General features: G+C 52.8%; 17 protein-coding genes. 11 read left to right on the top strand and 6 right to left on the bottom strand.

The window, feature by feature from the left end:
* Nucleotides 1-108: 108 nt before the first annotated feature.
* The 5 genes from HUF18_RS00245 to HUF18_RS00225 all read left to right on the top strand — a co-directional run bounded on the left by HUF18_RS00245 (nt 109) and on the right by HUF18_RS00225 (nt 4,049).
* Complete coding sequence (locus HUF18_RS00245; RefSeq protein WP_225690659.1) at nt 109-1,362, top strand: oxygenase MpaB family protein; 1,254 nt, start codon at nt 109-111, stop codon at nt 1,360-1,362.
* Between the two features lie 184 nt (nt 1,363-1,546).
* Nucleotides 1,547-2,218, top strand: a complete 672-nt coding sequence (locus HUF18_RS00240) for an SDR family oxidoreductase (RefSeq protein WP_145470457.1) — start codon at nt 1,547-1,549, stop codon at nt 2,216-2,218.
* Nucleotides 2,219-2,287: 69 nt separating this feature from the next.
* Nucleotides 2,288-2,650, top strand: coding sequence for a hypothetical protein (locus HUF18_RS00235; RefSeq protein ID WP_225690656.1), 363 nt, complete (start codon nt 2,288-2,290; stop codon nt 2,648-2,650).
* An 18-nt stretch (nt 2,651-2,668) separates the two neighbouring features.
* Nucleotides 2,669-3,352 carry a hypothetical protein gene (locus tag HUF18_RS00230; protein ID WP_225690653.1) on the top strand — a complete coding sequence of 228 codons (684 nt, stop codon included), beginning with the start codon at nt 2,669-2,671 and terminating at the stop codon, nt 3,350-3,352.
* Between the two features lie 106 nt (nt 3,353-3,458).
* On the top strand, nt 3,459-4,049 hold the full coding sequence (locus HUF18_RS00225; RefSeq protein ID WP_225690650.1) for a DUF4349 domain-containing protein: 591 nt from the start codon (nt 3,459-3,461) through the stop codon (nt 4,047-4,049).
* Nucleotides 4,050-4,090: 41 nt separating this feature from the next.
* Here the strand turns inward: HUF18_RS00225 and HUF18_RS00220 are convergent, their stop codons facing one another.
* Both HUF18_RS00220 and HUF18_RS00215 read right to left on the bottom strand, forming a co-directional pair.
* The gene (locus HUF18_RS00220; protein ID WP_225690649.1) at nt 4,091-4,753 is read right to left on the bottom strand and encodes a nitroreductase family protein; all 663 of its coding nucleotides are present in this window, start codon (nt 4,751-4,753) and stop codon (nt 4,091-4,093) included.
* A 216-nt stretch (nt 4,754-4,969) separates the two neighbouring features.
* Complete coding sequence (locus tag HUF18_RS00215) at nt 4,970-7,696, bottom strand: DUF349 domain-containing protein (RefSeq protein ID WP_225690647.1); 2,727 nt, start codon at nt 7,694-7,696, stop codon at nt 4,970-4,972.
* Nucleotides 7,697-7,950: 254 nt separating this feature from the next.
* On the opposite strand from HUF18_RS00215, the gene HUF18_RS00210 reads away from it, so the two are divergent.
* The 3 genes from HUF18_RS00210 to HUF18_RS00200 all read left to right on the top strand — a co-directional run bounded on the left by HUF18_RS00210 (nt 7,951) and on the right by HUF18_RS00200 (nt 12,100).
* Nucleotides 7,951-8,922, top strand: a complete 972-nt coding sequence (locus HUF18_RS00210) for an alpha/beta fold hydrolase (RefSeq protein WP_145470467.1) — start codon at nt 7,951-7,953, stop codon at nt 8,920-8,922.
* A 26-nt stretch (nt 8,923-8,948) separates the two neighbouring features.
* Complete coding sequence (gene sbcB, locus HUF18_RS00205; RefSeq protein WP_225690646.1) at nt 8,949-10,391, top strand: exodeoxyribonuclease I; 1,443 nt, start codon at nt 8,949-8,951, stop codon at nt 10,389-10,391.
* Nucleotides 10,392-10,702: 311 nt separating this feature from the next.
* On the top strand, nt 10,703-12,100 hold the full coding sequence (locus HUF18_RS00200) for a solute carrier family 23 protein (RefSeq protein WP_145470470.1): 1,398 nt from the start codon (nt 10,703-10,705) through the stop codon (nt 12,098-12,100).
* 88 nt (nt 12,101-12,188) lie between these two features.
* Here the strand turns inward: HUF18_RS00200 and HUF18_RS00195 are convergent, their stop codons facing one another.
* Nucleotides 12,189-12,770 (bottom strand): hypothetical protein, encoded by a 582-nt coding sequence (locus HUF18_RS00195; RefSeq protein WP_225690645.1) that lies wholly within the window; start codon nt 12,768-12,770, stop codon nt 12,189-12,191.
* Nucleotides 12,771-12,873: 103 nt separating this feature from the next.
* Here HUF18_RS00195 and HUF18_RS00190 point away from each other — a divergent pair, with 103 nt between their 5' ends.
* The 3 genes from HUF18_RS00190 (at nt 12,874) to HUF18_RS00180 (ending at nt 18,005) form a co-directional block, all read left to right on the top strand.
* Nucleotides 12,874-13,629 (top strand): TSUP family transporter, encoded by a 756-nt coding sequence (locus HUF18_RS00190; protein ID WP_225690644.1) that lies wholly within the window; start codon nt 12,874-12,876, stop codon nt 13,627-13,629.
* 234 nt (nt 13,630-13,863) lie between these two features.
* A complete protein-coding gene (locus tag HUF18_RS00185) occupies nt 13,864-16,074 on the top strand; it encodes an EAL domain-containing protein (protein WP_225690643.1) in 2,211 nt (736 codons plus the stop codon).
* A 101-nt stretch (nt 16,075-16,175) separates the two neighbouring features.
* Nucleotides 16,176-18,005 carry a sensor histidine kinase gene (locus tag HUF18_RS00180; RefSeq protein WP_225690642.1) on the top strand — a complete coding sequence of 610 codons (1,830 nt, stop codon included), beginning with the start codon at nt 16,176-16,178 and terminating at the stop codon, nt 18,003-18,005.
* A gap of 33 nt (nt 18,006-18,038) precedes the next feature.
* Here HUF18_RS00180 and HUF18_RS00175 read toward each other — a convergent pair whose 3' ends face one another.
* The 3 genes from HUF18_RS00175 to trmA all read right to left on the bottom strand — a co-directional run bounded on the left by HUF18_RS00175 (nt 18,039) and on the right by trmA (nt 21,546).
* The gene (locus HUF18_RS00175) at nt 18,039-18,650 is read right to left on the bottom strand and encodes a GNAT family N-acetyltransferase (RefSeq protein WP_225690641.1); all 612 of its coding nucleotides are present in this window, start codon (nt 18,648-18,650) and stop codon (nt 18,039-18,041) included.
* Nucleotides 18,651-19,021: 371 nt separating this feature from the next.
* Nucleotides 19,022-20,410, bottom strand: a complete 1,389-nt coding sequence (gene dbpA / locus HUF18_RS00170) for an ATP-dependent RNA helicase DbpA (RefSeq protein WP_145470483.1) — start codon at nt 20,408-20,410, stop codon at nt 19,022-19,024.
* On the bottom strand, nt 20,407-21,546 hold the full coding sequence (trmA, locus tag HUF18_RS00165) for a tRNA (uridine(54)-C5)-methyltransferase TrmA (RefSeq protein ID WP_225690639.1): 1,140 nt from the start codon (nt 21,544-21,546) through the stop codon (nt 20,407-20,409). Before trmA ends, dbpA begins: the two co-directional genes overlap by 4 nt.
* Nucleotides 21,547-21,959: the final 413 nt, after the last annotated feature.

The following is a 21,959-nucleotide window of genomic DNA, read 5'->3' as shown; positions in this document are numbered from 1 at the left end:
CCGGGCGCAGCTGCTTCCCTGACAGATCGGCCGATCTGTCATTGTTCAGTTTTCCGGCTTTCTGAAATACTGCGGTGATCATTCAATCACCGCAGCAGAGAGACTGTTATGTCCGAGCAACCGCACCCGCAACATCCCCCGCGCTTTGTTTATCTGGCAGAGCAGGGCCGGGGACGATCCCGCAAAATTGCCTGGGGGCTGAAGCTGCTGATGGGGAAGAAACCAAATCCTCCGGCAGAGCTGACCGACGCCGTTGCTGCCAGCTATTACCGCAGTGATGAGTTGGGTGATGCGGTCGCCGCTGAGCTTTTTGCTAATCCCGAGCTGCGTGCCGCAGGCATTCATCCGCAGCAGTTACTGAAGAAAGCCATTCACGATGGCAGTCATATTCTCGATGACCGTACCCCCGCGCTGAAAGCGCTGCTGCAGCAGGCCGAGCAAACACCCGACTGGCTGGATGCTAACAAGCTGAGCCATGCCTGTGCCGTCATTCACCGCTGCGGCCGATTTGCTATGTACGCGCTGGGGGATTTCTCCTTACTGGGCGGTTATGCCAACAGCGATATCTCCAAGCCGCTGGCTTTTACCGGCGCCCTGAGCGGCAACAGCTCGTTTGACCGAGTGTCGGAAACCACCTCGTTCTGGTTTGATGTCACTACGCCGGGAGGGCTGGAGCGGGGTGCGCCTGGTTACAGCGCTGCCGTGCATGTGCGCGTCATGCATGCGCTGGTGCGCCGGCGTTTACTGCAACACCCGGACTGGAACAGCGAAGAGTGGGGCCTGCCGATTAATCAGGGCGATGCACTGGCCACCAACGTGGCGTTTTCCATGATGATGATGACCGGCCTGAGCATGCTTGGCTGGCGTTTCAGTAACCGCGATCTGGAAGCCGTACTGCATCTGTGGCGCTATGTGGCGTATCTGATGGGCGATGATATTGAACTGTTGCCGCAAAACCGTCAGCAGGGCATCGACTGGCTGTACATCATTGCCACCGGCAGCCGGGTAAACCCGGATGCTGACAGTCGCCAGCTGGCGGCGTCTTATCTGGAAAGTTTCCGCCAGGTGCCGGGCAGCCGTTTTTATCAGTACTTTGTTTACTGGTTTCACCGCAGTTACGCGACATTTTTTATTCCTGCTGACATTCGTCGCGCACTGGATTTACCGCGTACACCTTTGCTGGGTCTGCTGCCATTACTGCAGTTTCCGTTCATGCGTCTGGCCGACATCATGGCGCGGGTTTCACCACGCTTTGACCGCTGGCTGCAGCAGTATGGCCGTAAGGGGCAGGCTTATATTGTGAACAGCAGGTTGCAGGGGCGGGCTGTCAGTTTTGCGGATAAGAAAACACTCACCCGCTGATTTTATACCGTTATCTATATGTGTCTGATGTTTTCAGCTGGTGTGTATTCAGTCGCCCGTTCAGGGGGCTGATGGGACACTCCGTATTGGTGGTGTTGGTGTGAAGAAGCGGCAAAACAGGGTAGTATTGCCGCCGCTTAATCGCGTATAAACGCCAACGAACACCCAATACCAGGAGGCCCTGATGGCAAATGTAGTAATTACCGGTGCAAACCGGGGAATTGGTCTGGAGCTGGCGAAGCTGTATGCCGCCCGCGGGGATTCCGTGACCGGTGTTTGCCGTGAAACCAGCGATGAGCTGGAAGATATTGCCGATCAGGTCATCAGTGGTATTGATCTGACCAACGATGAAAGCATTTTTGCGGTCACCAGTATTCTTGAACAATTACTGGAAGGCGAGCTGGATATTCTGATCAATAATGCTGGTCTGTTCTGTAACGAAACTCTGGAAGAAATGAATTTCGATACCATTCAGCAGCAGCTGGATATTAATGCTATTGTGCCGCTGAAACTGACCTGCGCTTTACTGCCATTCATGGGCGAAGGCAGCAAAATCGCCAATATTACCAGTCGTATGGGCTCTATTGCCGACAACACCTCCGGCAGTTATTACGGTTACCGCGCCTCCAAAGCAGCTCTTAATGCTTTTGGTAAATCGCTGGCCGTTGATTTGGAGCCGCGCGGCATCGCTGTGGCGCAGCTGCATCCGGGGTTTGTTCAGACCCGTATGGTTGGCTTTAATGGTGATATTACTCCGGCGCAGGCGGCAGAAGGTCTGGCAGCCCGTATTGATGAGCTGAATCTGTCCAACACGGGTGGTTTCTGGCATTCCAATGGCCAGCCCCTTCCCTGGTAACAACAGCGCATATTGATTCTGCTTTCTGCCGATATGGCAGAAAGCACACACAAATAACAGGAACAGAACATGTCTAACCGTCGTATCACCAAGAAATTCCACAGTCGTTATCTGGCCGATTTTTTTGTTGAATGCAGCCAAGACCCGGAATGGGAAAAGAAACTGCGTGAACTGAAAATCGAAGACAAACTGAACACCGTTGAAGCAGGTTTTCCGGCAGACTTTGCTGAGATTTTCCCGGAAACTCAGGGTCTGAACCTGCAGTACTGTATTGAGCGTATTACCCTGGTGGATGTACCCCGTGCAGCTTCCTGCTGGTGGCCAACCGATGAGAACACGCATTTTTATATGGCTTATCCGGCCGAATTCCCGCAAAGCTCTATCTATATGGCCATCGACTTTCCGGATGGTCATGAGAACTGCTGCGGCTGAGCAGGGTTTAACAGAGCGATGACTGTTTCAGTCACAGAGCCGGGCGTCATTAATGCAGACGTTTTAAAAGAACGTCTGCGTGCGCAGCGTGATCTGTTGAATGAGCTGCATTCGACCCGTCTGCACCGGGCATTAAGCTGGTTGCAGGCGGCACAGGCACAACAGGACGATGATGATCTGCGTTTTATCAGTGGCTGGATCGCCTTCAGTGCCTGTTGTTCGGTGGATGTTGGCGGTCAGCCGCTGGAAGATCAGCACGCCGTACAGCGTTTTGTGCAGCAGCTGGTCAGTTTTGATCAGCACAATAAAATCTACCATTGCCTCTGGCATCAGTATTCCGGGCCGGTTAAAGCCCTGCTGAAAAACCCTTTTGTGTTTGCGCCGTTCTGGGTCAGCCAGCGCGCCGGTAACGACGACTGGCGTAAAGCCTTTGATGAATCCTCAGTTGCCGCGCTGAATTGCTTAAGCCGCAAAAAAGTCCCCGAATTACTCACCATCGTACTCGACCGATTATTCGTTCTGCATAATCAGGTGGTGCGTGGCGGTGCGACTTATAAAAGCCGGGTTAACCGCGAGCAGGTAATCGACGGCGCCAATCTTCTGCAGACGCTGGTGCCGGTGTTTGTCGATATTATGCTGGAAGCTCAGCATCAGGACTGGGGCGAGTTAGCCTATCCGGTGGTCAGCAGCCCGGCCCCTTAATATTCTTTCTCCGTTATTCGTAAAGGACTCTATGAAATATCCGGATCTGTTTTTTAAACTCCCTCTGCTTGTTTTCGTTTTTCTGTTGTCGGCCTGCGCTGCTCCGATGAATCAGCATATTAGCTATGACGCAGCTGAGCAGGCGCAAGCGCCGGTGAATGGTCGCCTGATCATCAAATCCGCTTCGCTGACCTTGGTAGTTGAAGATATTGCCGCTGCATCTGGGGGTGTTAAAACGGTACTGAACGAGGCTGAAGGGTATGTCGATTCGTCTTATGATGAAGGCGATAAAACCCGTCGTCTGTCGCTGCGTGTACCTGAGGTTCAGTTTGATAAAACCGTTCAGCGTCTGGGTACTCTGGGAGAGGTCAGCGATCAGAATATCCGCACTCAGGATGTCACCAGCGAGATTGTTGATTATGAAGCCAGACTGGCCAACCTGATTGCCCTGCGTGAACGCATGAAAGTGCTGCTCAATCGGGCAGAAAAGATCGAAGATATTCTGGTGATTGAAAAAGAAATCAGCCGCCTGCAGACCGAAATCGATACCTATGAAGGCCGCCGCAAAGTCCTGCGCCAGCAGGTCGCGCTGTCGGAAATCCGCGTAACGCTGGAAAAGAAAGTGACTCTGGGGCCGCTGGGTTATATCGGCTGGGGTTTGTATTGGGCTGTCAGTAAATTATTTGTGATTGAATAAAAAAGATAAACCGCTGCGGCTTGCCGCAGCGGTTTTTTTATTCAGCTGACAAAAGTCACTGCATCCTGCAGTGCAGCACGGTCGGTGCGGGTTTTATTGGCATCCGCATTTTCATCGGCATAACCGAACGACATACCGAACAGCACACCACGACCTTGCGGTAATTCAAGGAATTCATGCACCGGCTGCGGGAATTGTCCCAGCGCGCCCTGCATACAGCTGTCGATGCCGCGTTCTTTCAGCAGCAGTGTTAACGTCTGCGCATAAATACCCACATCAACCGCACCCATAATATCGAGATAGGTGTCCATGGTGAAAAAAGCCACGTGTGGTGCATCAAAAAATGCCCAGTTACGCAGCATCGCCATATTGCGTTTCATCTTGTCTTCACGGGCAATACCCATCGAGCTGTACAGCGCATTGGCTGAACCGAACTGGCGCTCGCGGTGAATGCCTTCGTAAGCGACCTTCCAGTTAAAATCCGGCTCCGGTTGTTGTTGCTTCATGACCGTGCCGATTAACAGGTTTTTCAGCTGATCTTTTTTCGCACCGGATACCACATAGGTCTGCCAGGGCTGAACATTACAGTTGGATGGCGCGCGCTGAGCGGCGGTAAATACTTCTTCGAGGATGCTTTGCTCAACCGGATCTTTTTTAAAAGCACGGACAGAGTAGCGGGAATTAAGGATTTCGCTCAGGGACATCGTTCAGTCTCTTATTATCAGTGAATACACCGACCCGATGTTAGCAGTGAACGCGTTTTCCGGGCAGGGCAGATGTGCCAGAAAAGGAGTCAGATAAAGACAGTAACTGAGAGGGAGCTGCAGGGTAAGACGGAGAGCAGGGGGGATGATAACGGAAAAGCCCACGGCGGCGCAGTGCCGCCGCAGGCCTTATTTTTTATGCTTCAGGGCAGCGGCTCAGAGACTGGCCTGCAGTGCCTGAATAAAACGCTGCTGCAGTGCCGCATCGCGGTTGCCACTGGCATTCAGCCAGCGTTCAACCAGTTGCTGACGTTCCTGCGCCGGGGTCAGACCTTTGCCTAAGCCTTCGGCCAGACGCTGAACCTGCAGTGCCATACGGCGTGCTTTATCGGCGTCGGCACTGTCGCTGTCGGCCAGAATTTCCATCAGGATGCATAAATCCTGCGCGCTCTCATCGGCTTTGCTGCTGTTTTCACGGGCCTGACTGAACAAGGCTTCGTCGTAGCCCTGTGGCAGGGTAGCACTGCTGGCTTCTGTCCATTGTGCCTCGTCGGCGCCGAGGTTCTGCAGACGGCTGATCAGGCCGGCCCAGCGTGCCTGTTCGGCCTGTTTCTGCTGCTGCTGGCGCAGGTCCTGCAGTTGCTGCTCGTGGTCCTGCAGCTGTTTGCTCAGGCGCTGATGGGCGCTGCGCGGCAGCTCCAGTGCTGAGAACTGTTGTTTGATGTCGGCCAGGGCTTCACGCAGTTGTGGTAATTGCGCTTCGCTGGCACCGTTCAGCAGTTCGGCGGCCTGTTGCACCAGTGCTTCAGCGGTACCGACTACCTGTTCGAGCTGGGCTTTGCGCTCGGCTTTGCTTTCGTCCAGGCGGGCAAACACCGCATCGCAATGGGCGCGGAACTGCTTCCACAGTTTCTGATCCGGATTACGGGGCGTTACGCCAATCGCTTTCCATTGCTGCTGCAGCTGTTTGACCTGATCAATGGCGCCGCTCAGGTCGTCCTGCTCAATCAGTGCTGCGGCATTATCTACCAGTGCCTGTTTGGCCTGCAGATTGCGGTCATATTCGGCTTTCAGGTGACCATAAATGGCATCACAGGCCTGCTGGAAAGCTTCCTGAGTGCTCTTATGGGCATTACGTTCTACCGGTGAATACTGGCGGAAGGTTTCACGCGCGGCATCCAGTGTTTTCTGTACGGTTTTCCAGTCGGCGTTGCTCCAGTCCATCGCCGCTTCGTAACTGAGCAGCTCGGCGGTCAGTTGCTGGCGCAGCTCAACGTTGCGGTTACGCTGTTCGGCAATGGCGGCAAAATGGGCACGGCAAGGCTCGAAAGCCTGATCGCCGGCGGCCTGAAAACGCTCCCACAGTGCCTGATCGGCCGGTGCGTGGCCGAGGGTTTTCCACTCTTCCTGCAGGGCGTGAATTTTGTCGGCCAGAATACCGGCATCAATATCGGCATTGATCAGGGCTTCCATGGCACTGACCAGCGCTTCTTTTTTCGGTGTGGTGGCAAAGCCCTGCCAGTCGCGCATTTCCTGCAGACGGGCGCTGAGGCTGCGGTACTGACGCTGAGCGCTTTGCGCAGCCTGGCTGTCTACCTGACGCAGATTCTGCTGTACCTGCTGACTGAGGCGACCGGCGTCTTTCAGCTGACCATCGTTCAGCGCCTGTTCCAGTGCACTCAGCTGCTGGTCGAGGGTATTCAGCCGCGCCTGTTGTTGCTGTTGCAGCTGCGCCAGGGCCGCTTCGGCCTGCTGCTGTTTGTTGTGAATGGCATTCAGCCAGGCCGGGGCCGGTAAGGCTTGTGGCCAGGCCAGTTGCTTCAGCCATTGCTGCGCCTGCTTGGCGGTATTTTTCAGGCCGTTCATATCATCGGCTAAGGGGGCATCCAGCCATTTCTGCAGTTTTTCCTGCTGCGCGCTGTAATGCTGATTGGCCGATTGCAGAGCCAGTAACTGTTGCAGCTGATTTTCAAAGCGGCGTGCCTGTTCTGCGGCGGGTTTGTGCTGATGAAAGGCCTGATCCCAGTCCTGCTGCAGCTGCTGTAAGGCGGCGCTGATATCTGTTTGTGGCTCAGCGGCGGCATCTTCAGCCAGCTGACTCAGGCGCTGCAGCAGTTGTTCCTGCTGGCTTGCGGCTTCGCTGGCAGCAGCACGGGCGGCCGCCTGACGCTGTTCTTCTTCGGCATGGGCGCTGAGCAGGGCATTGGCCTGAGCCAGTTCGGCATTGATGCTGGCGGCAGTTGTGGTGTCAGCCTGAGCCTGCAGTTCCTGCCATTGCTTGTTCAGCAGTTGCAGCTTGCCGTTAAATTCCGGGTGATAGCCAACCTTGTTCAGATATTTCGCCTGCGCCAGCAGGTTATCGATGGCATCGGTCTGTGCCTGACGTTCCTGTTGTACGGCTTTGTGAGCGGCCAGGCGGTCTTTGCACAGGCGGTAAATGGCTTTGTCTTTGCCCTGTGCGTGATCCAGTAATTGCTGCAGCAGTTCCGGGCTGTCGATGCCTTCAGCGGCGGCCAGACGCACTTTGGCAACAACGTGGGTACGCGCCAGTTGCAGGCGTTCCTGTTCGTCGCTGATGCGGGCAATGGCTTGCAGACGCAGTTCGTTGTCGTCGGTCAGGCCGGCAATCTGCACTAACAAACGCGAATCCTGAATCTGGCTCAGGTCGTTGTTGGCTGGCAGCAGCTGGGTCAGCAGACGGCTGCGGGCGGCCTGACGCACATCGTCACGGGCGCTGTGCAGCAGTTGCTCAAGGGCGCTGTGCTGATCAATGCGGGCAATGGCCAGCTGACGCAGCTCAGCCTGGGATTCGTTGTTAACGAAGGTGATCAGTTGGTCGGGTGATTTTAGATCCTGCAGCGCCTGTCGGCGTACTTCGGGGTTTGCATCCTGCCACTTCTCAATCCGTACTTTGGGTCTGAAAAACTTCTTGAATAACGCCATCGGGATTCCGTCCAAACTGTCACAAAAAAAAGCGCGGTCATTGTACCCTTCGCACCTGAATAGGGAAGGGCTGTTATTCGCAGAAAGCGCGCTCAGTGGCGCAAGACGATTGAAAACAGCTGTGATAAAGTTCAGCCCGGTCGGTTGCCTTATGGTTGGCACGGCTGTGGCACAAGGCGTTGTCGGCATTAAAGGACGTGCACCGCGCAGGCATCGCTGGTTAAAACAATAAGAAAATCACCTCGGGGTATCGCATGAAATCCATCCAACTGTTGCTGATGATCAGCCTGCTGGCTTTAACTGGCTGTGCATCTATGGGCGTTGGCTCGCGTCCGCTGTCGGAGCTGACCCAGAACTACACCAACGAACAATCCAAATTTTTAGCGGTCGATGATCTGGTGATCCATTACCGCGATGAAGGCCAGGGCCCGGTGCTGGTATTGCTGCACGGCGTGGCGTCATCACTGCACACCTGGGATGGCTGGGTGGATGAACTGAAAGGCAGCTACCGCATTATCCGCCTGGATCTGCCGGCCCATGGTCTGACCGGTCCGGACCCGAAGATGGAGCGCTATAACATCGGCTATATGGTCGACAAGCTGGATAAATTCCTGAACAAACTGGGCGTGAACAAGATGTCTCTCGCCGGTAACTCGCTGGGTGGTTATATCAGCTGGAATTATGCGCTGCACCGTCCTGACCGGGTGGAAAAACTGATTCTGCTGGATTCCGCCGGTTATCCGCAGGACATGCCGTTTATTATGGATTTTGCTTCCTGGCCGCTGATTGGCGAGATGAGCACCCTGATGATGCCACGCTTTATGGTGGGCATGAATGTACGTGCGGCCTACGGCGATGACAGCAAGGTCGACGACAAACTGGTTCACCGTTACCACGATCTGACCCTGCGTCCGGGTAACCGTAAAGGGCTGGTGAATGTATTCCGTACCATGAAAGAGCAGAGCGATAACCCGCATCTGGGTGATCGGGTGGCAGAGATCCGTGTACCAACCCTGCTGATCTGGGGCGAAGAAGACGAGTGGGTACCGCTGGATATTATGGAGCGTTTCCGCCGTGATCTGGCCAATGTCAGTGTGATTACCTACGAAGGCGTCGGCCATATGCCGATGGAAGAGCTGCCGGTGCAGAGCGCCCGCGATGCACGCAGCTTCCTGCAGACCGGCAAAATCTTTACCCTGCCGGCAGCAACCGCAAGCGGCGACTGAGGTTTCAGGCGCCTGAGGAAAAGAGTGTGAATACGATTGTCTGGTACGACTACGAAACCTTTGGCGCCAGTCCGGCCTGGGATCGCCCGGCACAGTTTGCCGCGATCCGTACGGATGAAGACCTGAATGAAATTGAAGAACCCATAGAGCTGTTCTGTAAGCAGAGCGACGATTACCTGCCGCATCCGCAGGCGGTGCTGATTACCGGCATCGTACCGCAGGATTGTCAGAGCAAAGGTCTGAGCGAAACCGATTTTATCGGTCGCATTAACGACGTATTCAGCCGGCCTGGTACCTGCAGCGCCGGCTATAACAGCATTCGTTTTGACGATGAATTTACCCGTTACGGCCTGTACCGTAATTTTTATGACCCTTACGCCCGTGAGTGGCAGGGCGGTAATTCGCGCTGGGACTTACTCGATGTGGTGCGTTGCGCCTATGCCTTGCGCCCCGAGGGTATTGTCTGGCCGGAGCATGATGACGGCCGTAAAAGCTTTAAGCTCGAGCACCTGACCGCGGCCAACGGCCTGGATCATGGTAAGGCGCACGATGCGGTCTCTGATGTGCGTGCCACCATTGCGCTGGCGCGTTTGATTAAAGATAAGCAGCCTAAGCTGTATCGCTACCTCTATGGTCTGCGGCAAAAAGCCCAGGTCGGCGCGCTGGTGGATGTGCTTAACCATAAACCGCTGGTGCATATTTCCGGTATGTTTCCGGTTGAGCAGGGTTGTATGGCGGTGGTTGTACCGCTGTGCTGGCACCCGAGCAATAAAAACTCCTTTATTGCCTTCGACCTGCATCAGGACCCAACGCCACTGTTTGAATTAAGTGTCGAAGAGATACAGCAGCGGGTTTTTACCCGTACCGCCGATATGCCTGAGGGTATGAGCCGCCTGCCGCTAAAAGAAATTCATATCAATAAAGCGCCGGTGCTGGCGCCGGCCAATACCCTGACGCCGGATCAGGCAGCGCGCTGGAACCTGAGCGGTGAAACCTTACGCCGTCATCTGGCACAGATTAAAAACGGTGCCGATTTAACCGCCAAGCTGCATCAGGTATTCAGCGGCCGTGAGTTTGCGCCGGCGACCGATGTCGACAGCCAGCTGTACGATGCGTTTTTCCCATCCTCCGATAAACAGGCAATGCAGACCGTACATGAGTTATCGCCCTGGGATCTGGCCGACTGGCCGGCACCGTTTAAGGATCGCCGTGGCGAGGAAATGCTGTTCCGTTACCGTGCGCGTAATTTTCCCGATACACTCAACGAGGCCGAACGTGAGCGCTGGGAGCAGCACCGTATGGCGCGTCTGATGCACACTGACCCGGCATCACCGGTGATGAATTACGAGCGCTTCGCCCGTGAGTTGCAATTGGCGGCACAACAGGTAGCCGATGACCCGGTTAAACTGCAGTGGATTCAGGATCTGCAGGTGTATGCCGAATCGATTTATCCTTACGATGCGTACTGACTGAGCTGTGCTTTCAGCCAATAAAAAAACGCTGTACTGATTTTTGGTACGGCGTTTTTTTTTAACCTTTTCATGGGTATCTATTGGCAATTATTGCCTTTTGTTACTGCTTCCGGCATAGCACTGTTGCTTAAAAATCACTGGATAAAATCAGTATTTTTCCGCAGACAAAAAATACGTACGACCTTGGTTTAATTTTAAGACTAAGGTGGTGTGCACTGCTATCGCTAATGCTTTATTCATTCTTTAATGTCCGCGCTCTGATAACTCATAACAGACGCAAACAACAATAAACGAGGAAGAGAGCACTTATGCAAATGCAGCAACGTACGCCGGGAGGCGAACAACCGTATTGGCCTGCCGGACCGTTTAAGATCCGACTGCCTTTTGTTCATTACCGCTGGGAAATGGCTGAAACCATTCAGGGGCTGGTAATGTTTGTGGTTGGTCTGGCCATGATTCCATTGCTGGAAAAATATCTGGGCATGCCGTATGAAGCGGCTCTGGCTTTTACCTTTATTGCGGGCCTTGGCTATATTCTGCCGGCTTTGCTGGGTGTACCTCTGGTTCCGGGCTGGATTACGCCGGCGATTCCGGTGGTTATTCTGTTTCTGAACGGCTTTGAACCAGGCCCGGATGCTATTAAAGCGTTATTTGCTTTGCAGATTGAAGTGACGCTGATCTTCCTGATTCTCGGTCTGACCGGCTGGGGTTCAAAACTGGTTCAGGTGATTCCTAACTCCCTGAAGTCGGGCATTATTATCGGTGCCGGTATTGCCGCCTTAATGGGCGAATTAAAAACCGGTGGCCGTGTGGATGCGACACCGATTTCGCTGATTATCGGTTCCGTTGTTTCAGCCTATGTGCTGTTTTCCCTGTCGTTTAAAAACGTCGTTGAACAGTCAGCCATTGCCCGTCGTATTGCTAACTTCGGTATGGTGCCGGGCATGATTATCGCCATGATTGTCGGCTGGATTGTGGGTGAATATCCGCTGCCGGATATCCAGTGGGGTATCACTCAGCCAGACTTCGCACTGATGGCTAATTACCTGACCTTTGCTGTTGGCTTCCCAGGCTGGGATGTTTTCCTGCTGGCCATTCCAACTGCGTTAATTGCTTACGTGATTGCCTTTGGTGACATCATTGTTGGTTTTACTCTGGTTGAGCGTATCGACAAGGTCCGTACTGACGAAAAAATTGAAACCAACGTTGACCGCGTGCACGTTGTTACCGCGATCCGTAATGGTATTCATGCCTTCTTCGCTCCGTGGCCAGGTCTGGCTGGTCCGCTGTGGACGGCTGCACACGCAACCGTAGCCGAGCGCTATGCTATGGGTCGTAAAGCGATGGATTCTATCTACAGTGGTGGTGGTACCTTCTGGCTGACCGGCTTACTCGCGCTGTTCTGTCTGCCACTGGTGACCATGTTTAAACCGGTACTGCCGATTGCCCTGTCACTGACGCTGATCCTGACCGCTTATATCTGCATCATGGTGGGTATGGAACAACTGCGTAACCCAACCGAACGTGGTGTGGCCGGTATTGTGGCGGTAACTCTGGCGATGCCGGATCCTAAATCCACCGTGTATGCGGTCATTATCGGTCTGCTGCTGTACTTCCTGATTGAGCGCCCAAGACTGATGGGCAAACATAAAACGGAAGACGAATTTATGTTCGCCGACCCGCAGGAAAGCACCGAAAGTAAATAAGTATTTATTGATGTGCTGAAAAGCCCCGCTCATTGGAGTGGGGCTTTTTTATTTTCGCGATACTGTTCTGGCTGATAAAGGCGGCTGATTATTTTGCCGCAGAACGGCTGATTTCAATCAGCTCCTGCTCGCCGGGAAAATCCGGTAGTAACCAGATTTTTTCAAAACAATGGTGGGGCAGTTTCAGATGGCGGACGATGGGTAGAAAATCATCACGGTTCCACAGCGGACTGGCATTGCGGATGACCAGCCAGACGCGTTTGGAGTGATAACGCTTGCGCGCTTTATTCACCAGAATACGGTTAAGTGCAGTGTGCAGTTTACGGCCGCTTTCCAGACTGGCGAGGTCGGCGAGATAACTCCACAGATGGTCATCGCCATGGTAGTGATTATGATCGGTTTCCCGCGGGTGGTCGCCAGAGGCAATACGTGCTTCATTCTCGCTGGCATATAAATGTGCGATTTCCAGATCCAGCGCTTCGCCCTGTAAATAACAGGAAATATCCGGCTTGGCCGGTTCGTTATGCCAGATATGACGGATTGGCTGATGAAATTCCCGCTCATAGGCCCGCATAAAGAGCTTGGCCGCATCACGTTCCAGCCGTCGCTTCTCCGTATCGGAGTGACTTAACGGTTTACCGTCCTGGGTGTGGTGAATATCTGAGGTCATAAAGGCTCCGTCTGACGCCATCGCAGCAGGCCGGAAAGCGCCCCTGTCTGCACCCCCGGCCTTCGCGTATGATAATCAATGTTTATCTTCCGCAAAGAATACTATGCCTGAGTTATCTGTTGATGTGTTGCTTTTGTTAGCGCTGGTGGCCGGTGCGGCGGGTTTTATTGATGCCATTGCCGGAGGAGGCGGGCTGCTGACCATCCCGGCCCTGCTGGTCGCCGGGCTGAATCCGGTGCAGGCGATTGCCACCAATAAGCTGCAGGCGTGCTTTGGCAGCTTTACCGCAACCCGGTTTTTTATCCGTGAAGGGTTGGTAAATCCCGGCAGGCAGCGCTGGAGTATTGCCCTGACCGCAGCAGGGGCGGCGGCGGGTGCTGTGGCTGTGCAGTGGTTCGACAGCGCCTTGCTGGTTGCGGTTATGCCCTATGCCTTAATCATGATTGCTCTTTATTTACTGCTGGCACGTAAAGCAGGAGAACAGGAAACCAACGCAAGGCTGAGTGCCGGGCAATTTAACGCCAGTGCGGTTCCGGCCGTTGGCTTTTATGATGGTTTTTTCGGGCCGGGTACCGGCACCTTTTTCACCCTGGGTTATTGTCAGCTGCGTGGCATGAATATGCTGCAGGCCACTGCACATGCCAAACTCCTGAATTTCACCACTAATGTTGTTTCACTGTTGATTTTTATTTTATCGGGTCAGATCGCATGGGTTGTCGGTTTAAGCATGGCGCTGGGGCAGGCGCTGGGCGCTCGTCTGGGGGCGGCAACGGCGGTACGGCGCGGCGTGGTGTTTGTCCGTCTGATGACCGTTGCGGTATGCATTGCCATGAGCATCAGCCTGTTGCTTAACAATTAACTTCTGCCTCATTACTACACTTCAGCAAAAGGTCCGATATGCTTCAGTGGCTGAAATTGACGCGTTAATCTGCGGTTTTTGTCTGATTTATTATCAAATTAATCGGAAAGCGGTTTTTGATCGCTGCTATCAATGGCAGCATCCGATGCTATCTCCTATAACTATATAAAGCTCAATATTCAGTGTTCATCGGTTCAGTTTCCGCTGATCCGGTAAGACAAGGACAGCACACACATGTCTAATGATGCCTTCGTTTTCAGTGACGATGAATGTAAAACATTCCCGCTACAGGCTCATGCCAGCTGGAAGATTCTCAGTGTTGAAGATGATCCTGTCTATCAGGCTTCATTGCTGCATGGTTTAAGCGGTCTGCAATTCAAAGGTGAGGATGTTGAGGTTCTGACCGCGGCCTCTGCTGCGCAGGCAGCCGATTTGCTTGGGGAGCATGACGATATCGCCGTAATGCTGCTGGATGTGGTGATGGAGCAGGATGACGCCGGCCTGCGACTGGTCAGCTCTGTTCGCGAGGTTCTGGGCAACTCGGCAATCCGTATCGTGCTGCTGACCGGACAACCCGGTGTGGCTCCTGAGGCTGACGTCATGCGTCAGTACGACATTGATGAATACTGGAACAAAGCGGACCTGAACCGCGAAAAGCTGCATTCTGTGGTGGGCAGTCATCTGCGTACCTGGCACTACATGATGGAGCTGAACCGCGCGCAGCGGGGCTTGCAGCTGATATTAGATGCTTCCCGTAATCTGCACAGCAAACAGGAACTGGGTTCACTGACCCAGGCAGTGCTGACTAATATTGGCCGTATTATTGGTGCGGGGGTCAGCGGTATTGTTTGTATGGGGCATTTCCGCAATATGCAGTTAAGTGATGCCAGGGTGATCGCAACGACTGTTGACTATCATGGCATGCTTGAGAAAAACCTTACGGATTTTCCGGCTGATGAACGGATGGCGACATTAAGGTCGGCCATTACTGCGCAATGCCACCAGTTTCATGCAGATCATACAGTTCTTTATTTTGAAACCCATGCTATTGATGGGGCCGAATATCTGGTTCTGGTTGATGGCATTGCAGAACTGACTCCTGCCCATATTAATTTGCTGCGGGTTTTCAGCGAAAATGTGCGCAGTGGCTTTTCTAACGTTGCCCTGCTTAATCGGGTCAGTCGTTTGGCCTATTTTGATGATCTGCTGAATATTCGTAACCGTAACGGTTTACTGCGTGAGCTGGATTCTCTGAACGACGATGACCGGCGCGACAATGTGCTGCTGCTGGTGAAGATCAAAAGCTTTCAGGATGCGATGATCACCTTTGGTGAGCGCTATTGTGACAATCTGCTTAAAGCAACCTGCGAAGCTTTGCGGCAGAAACTGCCGGGGTTCAGCTGTTTTTCAACGATAAGCACAGGCTCATTTGCTCTGGTTTTTAATCATGACAGCCAGCCCGATGATGAGTTGTTACTGCAGATTTTTGATCAGCCGCTGATGCTATCCGGCGTGCAGCATCATATTCAGTTAATCTTCTGTAAAATCGAACTGAATTTACTTCAGGATGCTTCTCCTCAGGAAACCTTACATCTGGCTGAGGTTACGTTGTCAGTAGGAGAAAGTTACAACCTGAACTTAATTGGCTATACACCGGGCTATCGCGAAAAAATAACAGCCAGTCATCTGCAATTACTTGAGTTACAGCAGGCATTACAGAATCGCGATCTCTTCATTATGCTGCAGCCTAAAGTGGCATTGGTGAGCAATAAGGTACTGGGTTTTGAAGCTTTATTACGCTGGCGGAACAGCAATGGCGACTATATTCCACCGGATGTTTTTATTCCCCTCGCAGAGGCCTCCGGGTTAATCCGCAGTCTTGATCTTCATGTGCTTCAGCTGACCTTTACTGCCATAAAACAGCTGGCTGATGCTGGTTTTGAACTACCGGTATCGTTTAATGCCAGCGTATCAGATTTAAATAACCGCGATTATATCCAGAGTATTTTTCAGGCTATTGAAGAGAAGAGCATCAACCCTGCTTTATTGGATATTGAAGTAACGGAATCACAGGCTATGACCGACTACCGTGGTTTTGATACATTGCTGCGCCGGTTTATGTCATTGGGAATGTCTGTCAGTATCGATGATTTTGGAACGGGTTATTCCTCGCTTGCACATATTACCAGACTACCTGCAACCACATTAAAAATAGACCGGTCTTTTGTTCAGGGAATCGAAGAGTCAGAAGAAGACCGGCATGCGGTTGAAATGGTTGTAAGAATAGGTCAGCGTTTTGGCTATCATATTGTTGCTGAAGGCGTAGAAACCAAAGCTCAGAGCGAGTGGTTACAACAGGTTGGTTGTTCTGTCGGGCAAGGCTATCTGTTTTCCCGGCCAATGACAGTGGATGATGCGATTGCATGGCTTCACACGAACCGCTGAAACATACGGAGCCGGCCTCTGGTTTTGCCGCCGAGGCTCTTTCTGTTTTTCCATACTATTCTGTTCCCGCGCAGCGAAAGCAGGGCATCCGGCTTCTCTTATTGCTGTTACTGATTGCTTTTGTATCGGCATTTACCGTCAACTATTTATTACGCCAGTCATATATCCACGATATTAACGAAAAGCACGATCATATTATCGCTTCGGCCTCGGTGCACCTGAGCCGGGAGCTGGGCGATGTGCGTAATATTGTCTCACTGCTTTACCATGATCGTGATATTCATCAGGGGCTGAATGCTGAAGGGCCAATCAACACCGCGATTCTGGCACAACGATTCTCAGGGTTTGCTCAATCTCTGGACAATGTTCTGCAGATCCGCTGGCTTGATATTCAGGGCAATGAGCGGGTGCGTATCGACGTTGATAAAAATTCCGTGCGTCAGTTACCAGATTCAGAGCTGCAGAATAAAGCCAGTCGCTATTATTTTCGTGATGCAATGCAGGTAGAACCACCATCAGTGTATTTTTCCGGACTGGATCTGAATGTTGAAAACGGAGCCATTGTCCAGCCATATCAACCAACACTCCGTGCCGGTATCCGTACTGGGGTTGATGATGGAAAACAACCCGGGCTGCTATTGATTAATTACGATTTTCGCCGCTTGCTGGAATCCCTGCGTAATTTATCAGAGGAACAGTCAGCCTTATTGATTGCCGATGCAGGTGGTTACTGGGTTCTGCACCCTCAAGCCGAGCAGGAGTGGGGGCATGACCTCGGTCAGAATAAGTATAACCTGAGCGTGCAGAATCAGGCTTTGTGGAAACGCCTGCGGAAAATTTCTGTTATTTCAGGGGAGGTTCTTGCTGGTCAGTTAATCAGTGCCATGAAAATAAATCTTGGGCAATCCACCAGTCAGGAGAGTGCCACACCGGTCTATTTGATTGTGCAGACAACGGCAGAATTTATGTCGGCTGTTAACTGGCGGTCGATATGGCCAGGATTATTACTTGCCGCAGTTATCATTCTGGTTGGTGGCCGTTTACTGCACCATGATTTACTGCAACAGTACCAGCGTTACCTGCTTAACCGACAACTCCAGCAGGAAAAAGAAGCACTGGAAGTTACAAATGCAAAGTTGGATATCAGCTTGTACGAGCAAAGTATTCTGCAGGATGAATTGGTTGAAACACGTAAATTATCTGCGCTTGGGATGATGGTCGCAGGCGTTGCTCATGAGCTTAATACTCCGGTAGGTGGAGCACTGATGCTGACATCAACATTGGAAACTCATCTGACCCAGCTGACTAAGGCTGTTGATACGGGATTAAGCCGTCAGGCGCTGGCCGATTATATTCTCCACAGTCAGGAAGGACTTAAATTACTGGATGAGAATCTGAAACGGGCAAAAATCCGTGTTGAGAGTTTTAAACGTCTGGCAATCGACCGTGCCAGTGACGATATCGTTGAATTTCGTCTGCGCCAGGTATGCGACGATTTATTGCGCTCTTTACAGGTTATGCTCACCCACTCTGGTGTAAAAGTCGTCACACATATTGCCGAAGACCTCCGTCTTGTCGGTTATCCGGGTATTGTTTCACAGATACTGCAAAACCTTATTGTTAATGCCGTGGTGCATGGTTTTGCTGATATGACGGGCGGTCAGATCGAACTCCGTGCTGAGACTAATGAGCAGGATCAGGTGATATTGCGCGTATCAGATAATGGCAGCGGGGTGCGCTCGGATATTGCCGGCCGGATGTTTGATCCGTTTGTGACCAGTGCCCGGGGGCAGGGTTCAAGCGGACTGGGTCTGCACCTTGTCCATCAGTGGGTAACGCGTCTGTTGCATGGCAGTATTCGTGCCGAAGAACCAGCAGAGGGCGGGCTGTCCTTTTTGATCGTTTTCCCGCGCCATATCAGCGCCGATTAATCGGCCTCGTTTTTGTTGTTTGCCGCTCTGCTATTATGCCGGCAGGGTTTTCTCCATCAGCACCAGACTCAATGCATCCTGCAATGGTGTACCGACCGCCAGTTGTTTGGGGAAAGGAGCCCGTGAGGGCGTCAGCTGATATCCGCGTCTCTGATAATAGGCAATTAAATCTTCCCGTGGTGCCAGTACCTGCATCTGCATAGTTGTGCAATTCAGATCAGAGGCGAAGGTTTCGCCCCAGGATAGTAACTGCTTACCCAGCCCCTGTGCCTGATAGTGCGGATGTACGGCAAAGCTGCCGAACTCACATGCCGCTACCTGTTTGCTTTCCAGTGGTTGTAATTTTTTTTGTATCAGAGAAAAGCAGGCGATAATGTCGGCATTATTTTTAATGCAGAAAAAACTCACATCCGCACGATGAATAAAGGCCTGTAAATCGTCTGGCTGAATACGCTGGCCAGCGACCAGACCGACTTCTGAAGTCCAGCCCTGTAATTGCGTTTCAGTGCCGTTTTCGCTGCCGCGATAACACAGATTCATCAATGCACAGAGTGCCGGTACATCGGCGTCTGCCGCAGGCTGGAGCAGCAGAGGATGTAAAAAGGAAGAATCAGGCATGACGGTGTAATTCATAGTATCATTCATACTCTGCTGCTGGACAAAAGTTGGCCGTATTATAACCGGTCACGATATGACTTCTAAAATATTAAACAGAAGGACAGATGAAAGGGATGCCACTGCCGGTTAAAATCCGGTTTACCAAAAAATGCCAACGTTGCATGCGATCTTTCCCGCACCTGGCCAGAGCTTGTCCGCATTGCCGGGATATTACTGATGGCGCTGAGCTGGAAGCCTTTATTCAGTGTTATCAGCAGGAGCTGGCTGAAAGTCGCGGACTGGGGAATATTTTTCTTTTTCTCGCTGCGCTGCTGCTTCTGGCACTTCTCGTAATGTCTGTGACGTAAATAAAAAAAACGGCTGCATCGGCAGCCGTTTTTACGCTCATTACCTGCTGTTTAAACCCGGCGCACTTTAATAGCACGGCCTTTAATGCGGGTTTTCTGCAGATGATTCAGGGCGACTCTGGCCTGATCGCGCTGGACTGCAACATAAGCGGCGTAATCCAGCACTTCAATTTTACCGACGGCACTGCCGGCAATACCGCCGGGTGAGGTCAGGGCGCCGAGAATATCGCCGGGGCGCAGTTTATCTTTACGACCCGCCGCCAGACACAGGCTGACGTTGGCTGGCTTTTCGGCCTGCAGCATAACATCGCTGAGTTCACTGATTGGCATCAGTGGAATATCGCGGCCCTGTTGTTCGGCAATGGCAGCGCGTTTGTAGTCTTCGCGTTCGGTAGCAATAGAGATTGCCAGACCTTCTTTACCAGCACGGCCGGTACGGCCGATACGGTGTACATAGACTTCCGGGTCGCGCGGTAATTCGTAGTTAATCACCGCTGGCAGATCATCAACATCCAGACCACGGGCGGCGACATCGGTTGCAACCAGAAAGTTGGTGCTGTTCTGTTTGAACTGCACATATACCTGATCACGGTCACGCTGATCCAGGTCGCCGTGCAGGGCGAGGGCGATAAACCCCATGTCGCGCAATATCTGGGTGACTTCTTCGGTTGCCTGTTTGGTATTGCAGAACACCACGGCCTGCTGAATACCAAAGTGGCTTAATACCCGTGCCAGTGCCTGTTCTTTTTCATTGCGTTCGCAGATGACCAGATGCTGCTCGATGCTGTTGCTCTGATGCACGGCTTCGACTTTGACATTCAGCGGGTTGTGCTGAAATTCGGCACTTAACTGGCTGATGTTTTCCGGGTAGGTGGCAGAAAACAGCAGGGTCTGACGGTTGGCCGGGGTGTGCGCAACAATATGATGAATATCGTCGGTAAAACCCATATCGAGCATACGGTCGGCTTCGTCCAGCACCAGCGTCTGCACCTGGTCAATTTTCAGGGTTTCTTTGCGCAGGTGGTCTTTTATCCGCCCCGGTGTGCCGACCACGATGTGCGCACCGTGCTCCAGCGAGCCGATTTGTGGGCCAATAGAAACACCGCCACAAAGGACCACCACTTTAATATTGGCCTGAAAGCGTGCCAGCTTGCGGATTTCTTCCGCCACCTGAGTGCTCAGTTCGCGGGTCGGGCACAGCACCAGCGCCTGCACACCAAAAAAGCGCGGATTAATTTTGCTTAATAACGGCAGACCAAAGGCGGCGGTTTTACCGCTGCCGGTTTTGGCCTGAGCAAGAATATCCTGACCGGCCAGTGCCGCTGGCAGAGTCTGCTGCTGTACCGGCGTCATCTGGGTGTAGCCCATGCGCTCAAGATTCTGCAACTGGCTGGCAGGCAGATCGAGCTGACTGAAGGATGAAGATGCGGTGCTGTTCATGAAGGGGTTTTCCGGGTCAGGACCACACCGGTTTCGATATGGTCGGTATAGGGGAACTGATCAAACAGCGCAAAGCGTCTGATCTCGTGGGTGTTGCACAGCACCTGCAGGTTGTCGTGCAGGGTATTGGGGTTACAGGAGATATAAATAATATTGTCGTAGCCCTGCACCTGTTTCACCGATTCATCATCCAGCCCGGCGCGTGGCGGATCGACCAGCACGGTACGGAAATCGTAGCTGCTTAAATCGACACCAGACAGCCGCTCAAAGGTGCGCTCGCCGCGCAGGGCCTGCACAAATTCTTCGCTGGATAAACGGGCAATCACTACGTTATCAAGCTGGTTATCGGCGATATTGACCTGGGCGGCCGCGACCGAGGTTTTGGAAATTTCGGTCGCCAGTACGCGGCGGAAGGTATCGGCCAGTGCCATGGAGAAATTACCGTTGCCGCAATACAGCTCCAGCAGGTCGGATGACGGCTCGCCGTTGTTATCACTATGGTTAATCTCAGCGGCGGCAGAACGTGCCCAGCTCAGCATCTGCTGATTCATCTCGCCATTGGGTTGGGTAAACCCCCCTTCAATCTGGCGGTAGTGCAGGGTCTTGCCGTCCACCTGCAGGGCTTCGTTAACATAATCGCGTTCCAGCACCAGCTTTTGTTTGCGCGAGCGGCCAACAATCGGGAAGCCCAGACGGGCCTGCAGTGCTTCGGCTTCGGCGCGCCATTCATCGCCTAATGGCTTGTGATAAATCAGCGTGATCAGGGCATCACCGCTCAGGGTGGTTAAAAACTCGACCTGAAACAGTTTGCGGCGCAGCAGCTCGTTCGGCTGGATGTCTTCCAGCAGGCGGACCATTAATTTGTTAATCAGATGTGAGGCGATGGGAAATTCACGCACTTCATAGACTTTGCTTTTATCGCCCGGCTCAAACATGGCGTAAAAACAGCGGTCGCCATCGTGCCACAGACGGAATTCCGCGCGCAGGCGGAAGTGGCTCGGGGCACTGGCATGCACCTGTAATGACGGCGGATTAAAGTCGGCAAACAGATCGCGCAGACGCTGTGCTTTTACCTCCAGCAGCTCGGCATAATGCTCGGGGTTTACATGGTGCTGGTAGGGGTCACGCTGTTGCATAGGTCGCCTGTGTGAAATCGGGTTGTGCGGAAGTCGGGTGCATTGTGCCTGTGTATCGTTGTTTACGTGGGTTTGGCCCCGGATCGCGTTGCATCTGCGGATGCGGGCGGAGGCAAAATCCCATTGCAAAAAGGCCGCGTATTATACGGATTGCACGCTATTGTGCATCTTTTAACCTCAGGATGCCGGTTTTAACCTCAGGATGCCGCTTTGTCGCCGATCAGGCACGGATAATCTCCCCAAAATGCCCCGGGAATGGCAATTTCAGCCTTTTAGCAGGCCTAGTTGTCAGATGCGGCACTGGGCCAGACTGCCATGTTGTGAGATAAAGACGCAGATGGATGATTGGTTTATCCAATCAGGGCTTCATTCAGAGGATGTCACGGCGGCCAATGTGTCGCCGTACTGAATCC

Origin of the sequence: Thalassolituus sp. ST750PaO-4 (assembly GCF_020320405.1) — a bacterium.
Lineage (GTDB): Bacteria > Pseudomonadota > Gammaproteobacteria > Pseudomonadales > Oceanobacteraceae > Venatoribacter > Venatoribacter alkanivorans.
The sequence above is the reverse complement of the archived record's forward strand: the minus strand, read 5'-3'. Positions and strand labels throughout refer to the sequence as shown.